Below are 14565 nucleotides of genomic sequence, written 5' to 3' on the forward strand. Positions count from 1 at the left end.
TTCGTTCGGGTTATTTTTTGAGGGGGGAGGGCTCCGTTACCCTGGGTAGACGGATGGCCAGAATGGCCCCGCCACCAGGGTTGTCGGTGGCATATACACATCCTCCGTGGGCGGTGGCGATGGCGTGCACGATGGAGAGTCCGAGGCCGTCACCGCTGGTTCGGATGGGATTGGCGAAGTCGCTCAGCTGCTTTTTGGCAAGGGTATGAAAGCGTTGGAAAATACGTGTCTTGTCGCTGTCGGGAATGCCGGGCCCACGGTCTGCGACGCGTAGTTCCAGGCGGTCCGTCCGGGCATCGAGGGCGATGCTGACGGGATAGGGGGTCGGCGTGTCGCCGGAGCGGCCGTGCTGGAGGGCGTTATCAATGAGGTTGTGCAGGGCAATGCTGAGTAGCGCAGGGTCTGCCAGCGTGGTGCTGATATGCAATTCTGGCCTGGTGCCAGCGGGGTGTTGCAGCGTCACCAAGGGCGTGGAGGCGTCAGGCAGGGCATGGATGTACCGGGCTGCGACCTCTTCCATGAGCGCGTGGAGGTCCACCTGAACCAGGGTGGGGCGGAGGGCCAGCTCCCGCAGGCGGTCCTGGTGGATGAGGGTGTTGCTGAGGCGAGTCAGGCGGGTGCTTGCGTGCTCGATGTTGTGCAGGCGACGGGCAACTTCCGGGGGAATCTGGCTGACGAGGAAACGCAGGGAGTCGAGGGATGTCTTGATCATCGCTGCCGGTGTCCGGAATTCGTGGGAGGCCATGGACAGTAGTTGGCGCTGTTCCGATTCGGCCTGCTGAACATTCCGCAAGGCCTGGGCGAGGCTTGCTGTTCGTTCGGCAACCTGGTGTTCAAGCTCCACGTTCTTGTGGCTGAGCTCCTGCATCAGGAGGAGGCGCTGGCGTTCGTTCTCGTGCAGTCGGTTGCGCATGCGCATGAACATGCTGACCTGGAGGGAAAGCAGGTTGAAGAAGTTCGTCAATTGCCAGCCGTACAGCGTGAGTTCCGAGAAGGGGCTGTGACCGATCACCGCGAGGATGTTGATCATCGATGCGATCATGTGAATGACATACATCGGGCCGTAAATGCGACTGGCTCGATGGCCCCGCAGGATCTGAATCACGACGGCAGCCATTCCCAGTACAAAAAGGGGAAGACCGAGTCGCCCCAGCGTGCCGACGATCGCGGCGCCACCAAAGGGCACCGCGATCAACGGCAAGATCATGGCGATGGCCCAGCCCACGAAGATCCGGTGCAGCCAGGGGTGAATCTGTTGAAACTGGAATAGCGTGGTCGACAGCAGTGCTCCGACTGAGAACAGCAGGACGCTGAATATGTTGGTGGCCAGATTCAGATGGCTCAGGTGCTCCCAGGGGATGTAGAGGTAGAGCAGGCCGTCCAGTGCCAGCCACTGGACGCAGGTGAGCAGCACATACAGCATCCACACCAGATAGGCCCGGTCCCGGAACAACAGATAGAGCGTCAGGGCGCCCATGGCCATGATCAGATTGATCGCCGAGACGGCGCCGAAGATCAGGCCTTCTGCAGATCTGAGCGAGAGATAGTGGGGCCCGGAGTGGAGCTTGACGATGGCGGCCTGGGTGCTGCTGGTCCGGATCTCCAGCAGGAGCGTGGTGCCTTCGATGGGCCGGACGGTGAAGGCGGGTCGCAGGCCGCGCAGCACGACCTCATGCAGGGGAGTCTGGTCGCCGGCCTGGCCCAGCTGCGTAATGAGTCCTGCCGAGTCCGCCTGGTACGCCCGGACCGTGTCCAGGTAGGCGGGGCCGACGTCTGCAATCAGCGTTCGCGGGGCTCCCGGGGCCAGATCGATGTCGACGGCCAGCCAGACCGTGTCCTTGCTGAAGCCTCGTCCCAGATAGCCGGGGAGGCGTTCGAAGCCGCCCCGGCGATACAGGGCGAGGGCCTCTTCAGGTGTTGCCGGACTGGCTCCTGCCGGGCTGGCAGAAAGAAACCCCTTCAATGGAAGCGTCGTGATACCAGCATCTATGGGCACCCGTTCGGCCCAGGTGTCGGTTGGCAGGCCGATGAGAATCAGAAAGCACAGTATCAGCTGAAGCATGGGCAGTGGAGCGTTGGGGGCTGAGTGGAGGGCGACAATTCTCCGCTAGAATGCGGCGCCTTCCAGCGACTACTGCCTGCGTGTTTCAATCCCTTGCAAACCATGTCCGCTCAGCCTGCCACTATTCCTGTCGTGATTGTCGAGGACGAACCGGTTCTCCGTGAAGAGCTTGCCTTTCAGCTCGGCCATATGGGGTTTGCCGTCGACGCCTTCGAGAATGCCAGCCAGTTGTACCGTTATCTTGCCGCATCGAGCACCCCGCTGGTGGTTCTGGATATCGGCTTGGACGGCGAGGACGGCTTGAGCGTCTGCCAGTATCTGCGGACGCACGACAGCCGGATCGGGATTGTCTTCGTCACCGCCCGCGCCCTGCGCGACCAGCGCATCGAGGGGCTGGAGGCTGGGGCGGATGCCTATCTGGTCAAACCCATCGACATCGATGAGCTGGCCCTGATTCTGCGTCGCCTCGCTGAGCGGGCCAGCTGGCCGGCGGTGGAGCGACGGGCCGCGCCGGAGGATCGCCCGCTCTGGCGTCTAGATGAGAGCGAACATGAGCTCCTGGCCCCCAACGGCGGCAAGTGTGCCCTGACGTTGACCGAAATGCGGCTGCTGCGTGCCTTGATCGGTTCCGTGTCCCAGACGTGCTCCTACGCGCAACTGGGCGTGGCCCTCGGCACCCACCCGGACGAACTCGACAAACACCGCATCGAGGTGATCGTGAGTCGTCTGCGCAGCAAGATTACCCGCAGTACGGGGCTGGTTGCGCCCCTGCGTACGGATCGCAGCCTGGGGTATCGGTGGGGGTGAGGGTGGCGCGCGCGTCTTCAGGGCTGCTTCGAAGCCGGATAGCCGGCCTCGTTCAACCGCGCGTTCCAGGATGCATCGGCGAACCCGCTTTCCAGTGTCTTGCCGACCAGCAGACTGGGGACGAATGGTTCCTTGCCGAAGCGGCTCTTGAAGGCGGCCACGTCGGCTTCCGTCTGCAGCAGGGTTTCGGAGAAGGGCACGCCGCGTTTGTCGAGCAGCGCCCGTGCGTTGTCGCAGGCCTGCCCGCAGTCCTTGCCGACGTAGAGGGTCACCGGGAAATCGGTGGCCGCCTTGCGAGTGGCGTAGGACTGCTGGGCGGTGGCGCGATTGGATTGCAGCTTGCGCTCCTCGAACTTCTTGACCGACTGGGGGGGCGGCTGGTCGCTGTATTGCACGCGCCCTTTTTCGTCCACCCAGCGGTAGGCGTTCTGGGCCGCCGCCGGTAGCGCGGCGGCCAGGAGCAGCAGGCCGAACAGCCGCCGGGCCGTCATGCCGGCACCATGCCGCTGTGGCGCAGCAGGGCGTCCACCTGCGGTTTGCGGCCGCGGAAGGCCTTGAAGGAGTCGAGCGCCGGGCGGCTGCCGCCGACAGCGAGGATCTCGTTCCAGAAGCGTTCGCCGGTCTGGGCGTCGAGCACGCTGCCCTTCGGGCGGCCTTCCTCCTCGAAGGCGGCGAAGGCGTCCGCCGACAGCACCTCGGCCCACTTGTAGCTGTAGTAACCGGCCGCGTAGCCGCCGGCGAAGATGTGGCTGAAGCTGTTGGGGAAGCGGTGCCAGGCGGGGGGCACCAGCACGGCGACTTCCTTGCGTACCTCGGCGAGCAGGTCCAGCACGTCCCGCTGGGCCGGGTCGAAGTCCATGTGGATCTGCAGGTCGAACAAGGAGAATTCCAGCTGGCGCACGGTCTGCATGCCGCTCTGGAAGTTCTTGGCGGCGAGCATCTTGTCGAACAGTTCCTTCGGCAGCGGGGCGCCGGTTTCGCTGTGGGCGGTCATTTCGCGGACCACGTCCCATTCCCAGCAGAAGTTTTCCATGAACTGACTGGGCAGCTCGACCGCATCCCACTCGACGCCGTGGATGCCGGACACCGCCAGGTCATCCACCTTGGTCAGCAGGTGGTGCAGGCCGTGGCCGCTCTCATGGAACAGGGTGATCACGTCGTCGTGGCTGAAGGTGGCCGGCTTGCCGCCGACCGGGCCGGGGAAGTTGCACACCAGGTAGGCCACCGGCGTTTCGATGCCGCTGGCGAGGCGCCGGCGGGTGATCGCCGAGTCCATCCAGGCGCCGCCCTTCTTGGTGTCCCGGGCGTAGAGGTCGAGGTAGAACTGGCCGACCAACTGGCCGTCGCGCTCGATGCGGAAGAAGCGTACGTCCGGGTGCCACACCGGGCCCGTGTCGGGTTTGATGTCGACGCGGTAGAGCTTCTGGACCACGCCGAACAGGCCGTCGAGCACCTTGGGTTCGGGCAGGTATTCCTTTACCTCTTGCTCGGAGAAGGCGTACTGGGCGACGCGCAGCTTCTCGGAGGCATAGCCCACGTCCCACGGCTCGAGCGGGTCGAGGCCCAGCTGGTCCTTGGCGAAGGCCTTCAGTTCGGCCAGGTCGCGCTCGGCGAAGGGCTTGGCCTTGGCGGCCAGTTCGCGCAGGAAGCCCAGGACCTGTTCCGGCGTGTCGGCCATTTTGGGCACCAGCGAGACTTCGGCGTAGTTTTTGTAGCCCAGCAGCGCGGCCTCTTCGGCGCGCAGGGCGAGGATCTGCTTGATCAGCGGGCCGTTGTTCCATTCGGCCTTGCTGTAGCCGTTGTCGATCTCGGCGGCGCGGGTGGCGTAGGCGCGATAGAGGGTTTCGCGCAGGGCCCGGTTGTCGGCATACTGCATGACCGGCAGATAGGATGGCATCTTTAGGCCGAATTTCCAGCCGGTGGTGCCGGCCTTCTCTGCGGCCTCGCGGGCGGCGGCGATGACGTCGTCGGGCAGGCCGGCCAGTTCGGCTTCGTCGGTAACGACATGGGAAAAGGCGTTGGTGGCGTCGAGCAGGTTTTCGGAGAACTTGGCGCCGAGGCCGGCGAGCTCCTCCTGGATGGCCTGGAAGCGGGGTTTCTGCTCGTCCGGCAATTCGGCGCCGGACAGGCGGAAGCCGCGCAGTTCGTTGTCGATGATGCGCTGGCGGGCCGGGCTCAGCGTGGCGAACTCGGGACCGTTCTTGATGGCCTTATACTTCTGGAAGAGCTTGAGATTCTGGCCCAGCTCGGCATAAAAGCGGGTGACCTCCGGCAGCATCGCGTTGTAGGCTTCGCGCCATTCGGGTGTGTCCATGACGCTGTGCATGTGGGCGGCGACGCCCCAGGCGCGGCCGAGGCGTTCGCCCTCGTTCTCGATGGGCTCGACGAAGTTGGCCCAGGTGGGCACGGCGGGGTCGTCCTGCAGACGGTCGACGGTGGCGCGCAGGGCGTCCAGCAGGCTGCGGACGGCGGGTTCCACGTGGGCCGGTTCAATAGCGTCGAAGCGCGGCAGGCCGGAGAGTTCGAGCAGGGGCGAGGTGGCTGGGGTGTTGGTCATGTTCTTTGGGTGATCGGTTGAGTGGTTTTATTGTGCCGAATTCTGCGCGGAGTGTCGCCCTTGGCGACAGGTGCGGAGCGGTCGGGTTGAGGGGGAACGAACAGTGAGCGACAAGGCATTGAATCTGGCGGAGCAGGCTTTCCTGCATACCGTAACCAAGGAGCTGGAGGAGGGTGAGCTGCGCTTCCCGACGTCGATGGAGGTCACGATGCGGGTGCTGGAGGCCCTCGACGTGCCCGACATGGAGGTCGCGAAGCTGTCTGCCATGGTGTCGGCCGAGCCCCTGCTGGCGGCGCGTACCGTGGCTCTGGCCAATTCGGTCTGGTACAACCCGGGCGGCCGCCTGGTGACCGACGTGCCGAAGGCGCTGGTGCGCATCGGCTTCGGCAAGTTGCGGGCGCTGGCTATGGCGGTGGCGGCCGAACAGCTGCTGCACCGGGATGTGCTCGGCCCCTATCAGCCGCTGATCCGCAACCTGTGGGCACACAGCGTGGATGTGGCAGCAACCGCCTGCGTGCTGGCGCGCCGGTGCACCCGGCTCGATCCGGACGCGGCCTTCTTTGCCGGCATGGTGCACGATATCGGCCAGTTCTTCCTGCTGGCGCGGGTGTGGGAGTATCCGGAGATGCTCAGTCAGGACAGCCCCCTGTCGGATCTGGTGCGGATCTGGCATGCGCCGGTCGGGCGGGCGGTGCTGGCAGCGATGAACATGCCGCGGGAACTGGTGGATGCGGTGGACAACCCCGAGCTCTATGGCGGCTCTTGGCCTCCGACCACCATTCCCGACCTGATCTTCATCGCCAATCTGGTCGCCGAGACGCGCAATCCCTTCACGCCGGAGACGGAAACCGAGAACCTGCGCCACGGTCTGGCCAAGGCCGCAACGCTGGGCCTGGATGAAGTCAAGCTGGCGGAAGTGCTGGAAGAGTCGTCGGAAGAGCGCAAGGCGTTGATCGACATCTTCCACGTGGGCTGAGGACGGCCCGTTAAACGACACAACCCGCCGTGGCGGGTTGTGTCCGGAAAGCCTCCAGGCTGCATGCAGGCCTGGAGTCGAAGCGGTGGGGGCGAATTCATTCGCCCTCGCGTGTTGTTCGCCTTACAGCGTGTTGCCGGTCAGCTTCTCGTAGGCTTCCACGTACTTGGCAGCGGTGCGGGCAACGACTTCTTCCGGCAGCTTCGGCCCCGGGGCGACCTTGCCCCAGTCGAGGGTTTCCAGGTAATCACGCACGTACTGCTTGTCGTAGCTCGGCGGGCTGATGCCCTCGGCGTAGCTGTCGGCGGGCCAGAAGCGCGAGGAGTCGGGCGTCAGGGCCTCGTCGATGAGATGCAGCGTGCCGGCGGCGTCGATACCGAACTCGAACTTGGTGTCGGCGATGATGATGCCGCGGGTGGCGGCATAGTCGGCAGCCTCGGTGTACAGACGGATTGCCGCGTCGCGGGCTTCGGCTACCAGCTGGGCGCCGGTCTTGCCGGTGCCCTTGAGGGCGTCGGCGAGCAGGGCGTCGGTGCGGGCCTGGGCCTGTTCGAAGCTGATGTTCTCGTCGTGGTCGCCCACGTCGGCCTTGCTGGCCGGGGTGAAAATCGGGAACGGCAGCTTCTGGGCCTGCTTGAGGCCGGCCGGCAGTTCGATGCCGCAGATGGCGCCGGTGTCCTGGTAGTCCTTCCAGCCGGAGCCGATCACATAGCCGCGCACCACCGCCTCGATAGGCAGCGGGGTGAGGCGCTTGACGACCAGCGCGCGGCCGCGCACCTGCTCGGCTTCGTCGGCGGCGACAACGCTGGCCGGGTCGATGCCGGTCAGCTGGTTCGGGACAATGTGGCCGAGCTTGGCGAACCAGAAGTTGGCCATGGCGGTGAGCACTTCGCCCTTGCGCGGGATCGGATCCGGCAGGATCACGTCGAAGGCCGACAGACGGTCGGAGGTGACGATGAGCAGCTTGTCGGCGTCGATGGCGTAGATGTCGCGCACCTTGCCGCGGCCCAGCAGGGGAAGGCTGCGGATGGAGGATTCGAAGAGCGGAGTGGTCACGGTCTGTCAGGTCCGTTGGACAAAACGCGATTATACCGGCGCAGTGGGAGGTGAGGGATGCTCACGTTCCTGGTAGTGGCGGCCGGGGCGCAGGCGATTCTGGTGGGGATATGAAACTGTAGTCCGCCTAGCGGTTCCCGTTTATGCGTGACCTTCGGCGGCGGCAAGATGCTTGCGCATGCGGTGGGTGCCGAAGGCGACCAGGGCGGCGATGACCGGGATCGCCACCGCGGTGATGCCTTCCGGCGTGAAGGGCTCGATGTAGTGCTTGACGCCCTTGGCCAGGTATTGCACCAGCTGTGAGGCGTAGTAGGTGATGGCCACCACCGACAGGCCTTCGACGGTTTCCTGCAGGTGCAGCTGGAGCTTGGCGCGGCGGTTCATCTGGGCCAGCAGTTCCTGATTCTGGCGTTCCAGCTCGACCTCGACGCGGGTGCGCAGCAGCTGGCTGTTGCGCGCCACGCGGCTGGACAGGTCCTCCTGGCGTCGGGCCATCGTCACGCAGGTGTTCATTGCCGGCAGCAGGCGGCGCTCCATGAATTCGTGGAAGGTCGGCAGGCCGCTGATGCGCTGTTCGCGCAGCTCGGCGATCCGTTGCATGACCAGGCTGTGGTAGGCCCGGGCGGCGCCGAAGCGGAAGGTGGTGCGGGCCACCGAATGCTCGATTTCCGCGGCCATGGTGGTCAGGTCGGCCAGTACGCTGCGCTCGTCTTCCGGGTTGCGGGCCGAGCCGGTACGGTCCATCAGGTCGGCGAGGCGCTGCTCGGCGGCGCCGATCGTGCGGCCGACGTCCTTGGCCACCGGGAAGGCCAGCAGGGCCATCAGGCGGTAGGTCTCGATCTCGACCAGACGCTGCACGGTGCGGCCGGCCTGGCGGCGGGTCAGGGACACGTCGATGATCAGGAAGCGCGAGAAGCCTTTTTCGAACAGGAAGTCGGTAAACACCCAGGCGGCGCCGTCCGCGACCTTGGCACCGACCATCTGGTTGCCGGTCGGCGACAGCTTGGCCATCACGCTTTCGGGGGTGATCTCGGCGACGCTGCGCAGTTCCACGTGGGTGGCGACGATCAGCTTGCCGGGCACGCTGCGCAGCCAGGCTTCCGGCACCACGGCCAGCGCCGAGGTGGGCTGCTCCAGCCCCTCGCCGTGGGTGACCTTGCGGAAGAAGGTGTAGCTGGAGAACTCGTTGTGCAGTTCCCACTTGAGCTGGAAGCTGCCGAAGTCGATCAGGCTGTGGCGGCCGTCGCTGTCGATCGGGCGCTCAAGGAGCTTGCCGAGGGCGAGCAGGTGCTGCAGCGCGGCGTCGGGGGCGTCCTCCCCGTGATGCATTGCCAGATAGCTGATCAGCTGGGGGCTTTCCAGCGGCACCGGCGGTCGGGCGTGGAATTCGTCGTTGAGGGCCTGGCGCTGGTCGTGCTCGCTGAAGAGGTCGGGCAGGGTCATGGTGGCGGCTCTGCGGCACTGTCGGCCGGGCTGGGTCGGGCCGTCATCTTGCCGTTACGGCAGGGGCGCTGGCAAGGGTGGCGGCCGCGGTGCCGTGGCGCGGATCACGCTGGATGTTGCAGTGCAGCAGCCATCACCGGAAGAAACTGGCGATGAGGCCGGCGGCGACCACGCCGAGGCCGGCACCGAGAATCAGCACGCGACGGCGCAGGGCTTCGGTGGCGCGCACGAGTTCGGCGTTCTGGGCGGCGAGGGCGGCGAGCAGTTCGGCACTGTCCTGCTGGCGGGCCTCGAGTTCGGCCAGGCGGGTGTCGATGGCGTCGAAGCGGGCATCGGGATCGGCAGCTGCAGCTTCTGGCGCGACGGGTGCGGTGGTGGCGTCTTCATGGTGCTTGCCGACCTTCTGCCAGAGCTTGCGTGCACCTTTGGCGACGGTCGGGGCGTGGGCGATCACGTCGGACCAGGGGATTGCGCTGAACAGGGTGGACCAGGGGGCGGCCATCGGGGACTCCTTCGGAACGGGGGGCGAGTGCGTTCGCCGGCTGATTTTGCTGGATGTATCGAGGGCCAATGAATTCGCCCCCATGGATGGCCGTTGGGCAGGCGGGAGGCCGAACAAGTTCGCCGCTATGGAATGCTGGGCTGCGGGACCATGCAAAACGGGGCCGTTTGGCCCCGTTCCATGACTGCCTGCGTGCTCAGGGAGCGGGCTCCCCGTGCCTTGTTCAGCGGACGATCTGGTTCAGCCCGCCGCTCTTGTAGAGGGCAGCGATCTTGTCCAGGGACACCGGCTTGATCTTGCTGGCATTGCCGGCGGTGCCGAAGGCCTCGAAGCGGGCCTTGCAGACCTGCTTGGCGGCTTCGCGGGCCGGCTTGAGGAACTCGCGCGGATCGAACTTGGAGGGGTTCTCGACGAAGAACTTGCGGATCGCGCCGGTCATGGCCAGACGGATGTCGGTGTCGATGTTGATCTTGCGCACGCCGTACTTGATGCCGCGGACGATTTCCTCGACCGGTACGCCGTAGGTTTCCTTCATGTCGCCGCCGTACTCGCGGATGATCTCCAGCAGTTCCTGCGGCACCGAGGAGGAGCCGTGCATCACCAGGTGAGTGTTGGGGATGCGGGCGTTGATTTCCTTGATGCGCTCGATGGCCAGGATGTCGCCGGTGGGCTTGCGGGTGAACTTGTAGGCGCCGTGGCTGGTGCCGATGGCGATGGCCAGGGCGTCCACGTTGGTCTGGCGGACGAAGTCGGCGGCCTGGTCGGGGTCGGTCAGCATCTGGGAATGGTCCAGCGTGCCTTCGGCGCCGATGCCGTCTTCTTCACCGGCCTGGCCGGTTTCGAGGGAGCCCAGGCAGCCCAGCTCGCCTTCGACGCTGACGCCGATGGCGTGGGACATCTCGACCACGCGGCGGGTCACGTCCACGTTGTATTCGTAGGAGGACGGGGTCTTGCCGTCTTCGAGCAGGGAGCCGTCCATCATCACCGACGAGAAGCCGGAGCGGATGGCGCCCTGGCAGACGGCGGCGGACTGGCCGTGGTCCTGGTGCATGACCACCGGGATGTGCGGATAGGCTTCGACGGCGGCGTCGATGAGGTGGCGCAGGAAGGCTTCGCCGGCGTATTTGCGGGCCCCGGCGGAGGCCTGCATGATCACCGGGCTGTCGGTTTCCGCAGCGGCTTCCATGATGGCCTGGACTTGTTCGAGGTTGTTGACGTTGAACGCGGGCAGGCCATAGCTGTTTTCGGCAGCGTGGTCGAGAAGCTGGCGCATGGAAACGAGAGGCATGGTTTTTCTCCGAGGGCCGGAAGATCGGCCGGGTATAGACGTAAAAAACGGAATTCTAGCGCGGCGGCATGCCGCCTGCGCGTTCGGCGGGACGGGAGTTTATACCGGACTTCATGCCGTTGTGCTGAATGCTTGCAGGGGGCCGGGCTTGGGGGTGTCGCCGACGCGCACGATCTTCATCGTATTGGTGCCGCCGGCGGAGCCGATGGGTTCGCCGATGGTCAGCACGATGAGGTCGCCGTATTGCACGACGCCTTGTTCGAGCAGGATCTGTTCGGCTTCCCACAGCAGCACGTCGCGATCGGCGTGGATCTGCGACATCAGCAGCGGATAGACCTCCCGGTAGAGGGTCATCTGGTTGCGAGCCGAGATTTCCGGGGTCAGCGCGTAGATCGGGACGCCGCTGTTCAGGCGGCTCATCCACAGCGCAGTGGAGCCGGTCTGGGTGAGGGAAGCGATGGCCTTCACCTTCAGGTGGTAGGCGGTCCACATCGCCGCCATCGCGATGGACTGGTCGATGCGCGTGAACACCCGGTCGAGAAAGTCCCGGTCCATCGTCACCTCGGCGGATTTCTCGGCCTCCAGACAGATGCGCGACATGGATTCGACGACTTCCACCGGGAAGTTGCCGGAGGCGGTTTCGGCGGAGAGCATCACCGCGTCGGTGCCGTCGAGCACCGCGTTGGCCACGTCGGACACTTCGGCGCGGGTCGGCACCGGGCTGTGGATCATCGATTCCATCATCTGGGTGGCGGTGATGGCGAGTTTGTTCTTCTCGCGGGCCAGCCGGATCATGCGTTTCTGCAGCGCCGGTACGGCGGCGTCGCCGACCTCCACGGCCAGGTCGCCGCGGGCCACCATGATGCCGTCCGAGGCGTCGAGGATCTCGTCAAGGTTGGCGACGGCTTCGGTGCGCTCGATCTTGGCGATCAGCATCGCGCTGCTGCCGGCGGCGCGCAGCAACTGGCGAGCCATGTACATGTCGGCGGCGCCCTTGGGGAAGGAGATGGCGACGAAGTCCACGCCGATCAGCGCGGCGGTCTTGATGTCTTCCATGTCCTTGGCGGTCAGCGCCGGGGCGGTAAGGCCGCCGCCCTGGCGGTTGATGCCCTTGTTGTTGGACAGCTCGCCGCCGACTTTCACCTTGGTGTGGATCTCGTGGCCGAGTACGCGCTCGACGCCCAGCTTGAGACGGCCGTCGTCGAGCAGCAGCACGTCGCCGGGCTTTACGTCGCGGGGGAGGTCTTTGTAGTCGAGGCCGACCCGGTGGGCGTTGCCGAGCTCGCACTGGGCGTCGAGGATGAAGGCGGCGTCCTTCTGTAGCGTGATCTTGCCCTCTTCGAACTTGCCGACGCGGATCTTCGGGCCCTGCATGTCGGCCAGGATGCCCACCGGCCGGCCGACCAGCTGGGACACTTCGCGGACCTGGCGGGCGCGGGCGATGTGGTCGTCCGCCTTGCCGTGGGAGAAGTTCAGGCGCACCACATCCACCCCCGACTGCACGAGGCGTTCGAGCACGGCGGAGTCGGAGGAGGCGGGGCCGAGGGTGGCGACGATCTTGGTATGGCGGGACATGGGGTCTCCAGGTGTGGGCGCGACGGACGGCGGGGATTCTAGAAGCAGGTCTGGCGACAAGTAAATCGCGACACGCTCAGGGGGTGTCGGCCGCTGCCGTGGTGCCGTCGCGGCCGCCCAGCTTGGTGCGGTACATGGCGGCGTCGGCATTGCGGGTCAGGGTTTCCAGATCCTGGCCATGGTCGGGATACAGCGCGATGCCGATGCTCACCGAGATGACGCAGGTCTGGCCGTCCAGCACGAAGGGGGCGCCGATCGCTTGGCGGATCTTGTCTGCGACGGTGAACGCTTCATCCACGCCGTGAATGTCGTGCAGCAGGGCCAGGAACTCGTCGCCGCCCTGGCGGGCGAGCAGGTCGCTGGCGCGCAGGCAGCGGCGCATGCGGCGTGCGGTTTCGAGCAGCAGCGCATCGCCGGCGGCGTGGCCGCGGCTGTCGTTGACCGCCTTGAAGTGGTCCAGATCGAGGAACAGCAGTGCAAAACGCGTCTGGTGGCGGTGGGCGATCAGCAGGCTGTTGTTCATCTGCTCCATGAACATGGCCCGGTTGGCCAGCCCGGTCAGCGGGTCGTGGGTGGCCAGGTAGCGGATGCGCTCTTCCGATGCCTTGCGTTCGGAAATGTCGGTGATGGTCAGGATGGCGCCTTGCAGTGCGCCATTCTCGTCCAGGTGCGGTGCGTGGGTGACGATGACGGTGATCAGCCGTCCGTCGGCATTGTGCAGCTGCTCTTCCCAGGCCGCGACCTCGCCACGTCGCAGGCGTTCGGCCAGGACCTGGCTGCGGACGGCATCCTCGCTGGGCCACAAGCTGTCGAAGCGGCGGCCGAGCAATTCGGTCTCCGGAAAGCCGAGGAGCGCAAGGAGGCGCGGATTCAGGTAGGTGAAGCACAGCCGGGCGTCGAGGGCGGCGATGCCGTCCTGGGACAGATTGACCAGGGCGCTGTAGCGGGCTTCGCTACGGCGCAGGGAGGTACTGATCCGGGCCAGTTCGACGGCCCGCTGGCGGGCGGCGCAGAAGGAGGCGGTCAGCAGTACGAACAGGCCCCCGATCAGCACGATGGTGGCCTGCTCAAGTTGCAACGCGGGGGGCGCAATGCCCAACTCCGGTGCACTGTCGAAGGCCAGCGTCCACACCCGGCTGTCCAGTTCCAGCGTACTGAGGCTGCGCAGCGGACCTTGCTCGGGCAGCGTGGGATGGCTGTCGAACAAGAGTGCGGAGGGGGTGGTCTCATGGCCGTCGTAGATGCGCAGGCGTACGCGGGGCGCCGATTCGCCGAAGGTGCCGGTGATCAGGTCGTTCATGCGGAAGGGGCTGTAAACCCAGCCGACGAAGGCCGCTTCCCGCTGCGCCGGGGTGCTCAGCGTTGCGTGCTGTCTGAAAACCGGCAGATAGAGCAGGACGCCGGCCTGGGTGTCCGTGGCGGTTTCCTGCACCAGCCTCACCTTCCCGGTGAGGGCCGGTGTTCCCAACTGGCGTGCCCGGGCCATGGCTTCGCGGCGCATCGGTTCGGAGTACATGTCGAAGCCGAAGGCACGTTGATTGCGCCAGTCGAAGGGTTCCAGGTAAATGATCGCCGAGTATTCGGTCCGTGTGCCCGGTGGGCTCAAACGGTAGTCGGCAAAGCCCTGGTCGTGCATGGCCCGTTCGTGGTGCTTCACTTCGGAAGCCGACAAGGGCACGGCGAAGCCGACCCCCTGGATGCCCGGATAGTCTTCCGACAGGCGCAAGGCGTCCACATACTGCCGCCATTCCTGGCGGGTCACCTCTTCCGACGCGGCGAACAATGCGCGGGCGCCCCGCAGTACTTGCCGGTAGGCCTTGAAACGCTCATCGATCTTGAGGGCGATCTCGCCGGTTTCGGCATTGAAGGCCCGCTGCAGTGTTTCCCTGTGCGCGGCTTCAATGCGCTGCCACGCCATGCCACCCGCTACCGTGCCCAGGATCAGCGCGAGTAGGGTCGGGATGATTATCGCGGGCTGCAGGTAGCGGCGCATCCTGTCCTCTTCAAAGACCGTCGGTCCTTCGCCATCATGCCGGACTTCCTCGACCCTGACGGCATTCTCCGTTCAGAATCCGGCACTTTCTTCCGGTGTCGCAAGCGAGTGTTTTCGATGGGTGAGATAATGAAACGGCTTATCGAACACATGTCACCCTGCTTTCACGGCAGATGTCGCGCACAGTTGAGTTTGTCATAATCCCCGCTGAATTGTTTACTCAAGGACTTCCATGATTCTCGTAACCGGCGGCGCCGGCTTTATCGGCGCCAACTTCGTACTGGACTGGCTCGCAACCCGTGACGA

Annotated in this window: 11 protein-coding genes; 2 read left to right on the forward strand and 9 right to left on the reverse strand. The window is 65.5% G+C overall.

What is annotated here, in order from left to right:
• Positions 1-10: 10 nt before the first annotated feature.
• A complete protein-coding gene (locus tag B4920_RS24390) occupies positions 11-2062 on the reverse strand; it encodes a sensor histidine kinase (protein WP_079437359.1) in 2052 nt (683 codons plus the stop codon).
• Positions 2063-2164: 102 nt separating this feature from the next.
• Between B4920_RS24390 and B4920_RS24395 the strand changes: the two genes are divergently transcribed.
• Positions 2165-2869 carry a response regulator transcription factor gene (locus B4920_RS24395; RefSeq protein ID WP_079437360.1) on the forward strand — a complete coding sequence of 235 codons (705 nt, stop codon included), beginning with the start codon at positions 2165-2167 and terminating at the stop codon, positions 2867-2869.
• A 17-nt stretch (positions 2870-2886) separates the two neighbouring features.
• On the opposite strand, the gene B4920_RS24400 is transcribed toward B4920_RS24395, so the two are convergent.
• Positions 2887-3360 carry a DUF4124 domain-containing protein gene (locus B4920_RS24400; RefSeq protein ID WP_079437361.1) on the reverse strand — a complete coding sequence of 158 codons (474 nt, stop codon included), beginning with the start codon at positions 3358-3360 and terminating at the stop codon, positions 2887-2889.
• The gene (locus tag B4920_RS24405) at positions 3357-5426 is read right to left on the reverse strand and encodes a M3 family metallopeptidase (protein WP_079437362.1); all 2070 of its coding nucleotides are present in this window, start codon (positions 5424-5426) and stop codon (positions 3357-3359) included. Before B4920_RS24405 ends, B4920_RS24400 begins: the two co-directional genes overlap by 4 nt.
• A 103-nt stretch (positions 5427-5529) precedes the next feature.
• Here B4920_RS24405 and B4920_RS24410 point away from each other — a divergent pair, with 103 nt between their 5' ends.
• Positions 5530-6402, forward strand: a complete 873-nt coding sequence (locus B4920_RS24410; protein WP_079437363.1) for an HDOD domain-containing protein — start codon at positions 5530-5532, stop codon at positions 6400-6402.
• A gap of 123 nt (positions 6403-6525) precedes the next feature.
• Here B4920_RS24410 and B4920_RS24415 read toward each other — a convergent pair whose 3' ends face one another.
• The 6 genes from B4920_RS24415 to B4920_RS24440 form a co-directional block, all read right to left on the reverse strand.
• Positions 6526-7458 carry a phosphoribosylaminoimidazolesuccinocarboxamide synthase gene (locus B4920_RS24415; protein WP_079437364.1) on the reverse strand — a complete coding sequence of 311 codons (933 nt, stop codon included), beginning with the start codon at positions 7456-7458 and terminating at the stop codon, positions 6526-6528.
• Positions 7459-7599: 141 nt separating this feature from the next.
• Positions 7600-8901 carry a DUF3422 family protein gene (locus B4920_RS24420; RefSeq protein ID WP_079437365.1) on the reverse strand — a complete coding sequence of 434 codons (1302 nt, stop codon included), beginning with the start codon at positions 8899-8901 and terminating at the stop codon, positions 7600-7602.
• A gap of 133 nt (positions 8902-9034) precedes the next feature.
• Positions 9035-9403 carry a hypothetical protein gene (locus B4920_RS24425; RefSeq protein WP_079437366.1) on the reverse strand — a complete coding sequence of 123 codons (369 nt, stop codon included), beginning with the start codon at positions 9401-9403 and terminating at the stop codon, positions 9035-9037.
• Between the two features lie 223 nt (positions 9404-9626).
• Positions 9627-10691: a class II fructose-bisphosphate aldolase gene (gene fba / locus B4920_RS24430; protein WP_079437367.1), complete on the reverse strand. Its 1065-nt coding sequence runs from the start codon at positions 10689-10691 to the stop codon at positions 9627-9629.
• 111 nt (positions 10692-10802) lie between these two features.
• Positions 10803-12266, reverse strand: coding sequence for a pyruvate kinase (gene pyk / locus B4920_RS24435; RefSeq protein WP_079437368.1), 1464 nt, complete (start codon positions 12264-12266; stop codon positions 10803-10805).
• A 76-nt stretch (positions 12267-12342) separates the two neighbouring features.
• Entirely contained in the window at positions 12343-14259 is a 1917-nt protein-coding gene (locus tag B4920_RS24440; RefSeq protein ID WP_079437369.1) for a CHASE domain-containing protein, read from the reverse strand.
• Between the last annotated feature and the right edge of the window lie 306 nt (positions 14260-14565).

It is taken from the genome of Zoogloea sp. LCSB751 (assembly GCF_002028455.1).
Taxonomy (GTDB): Bacteria; Pseudomonadota; Gammaproteobacteria; order Burkholderiales; family Rhodocyclaceae; genus Zoogloea.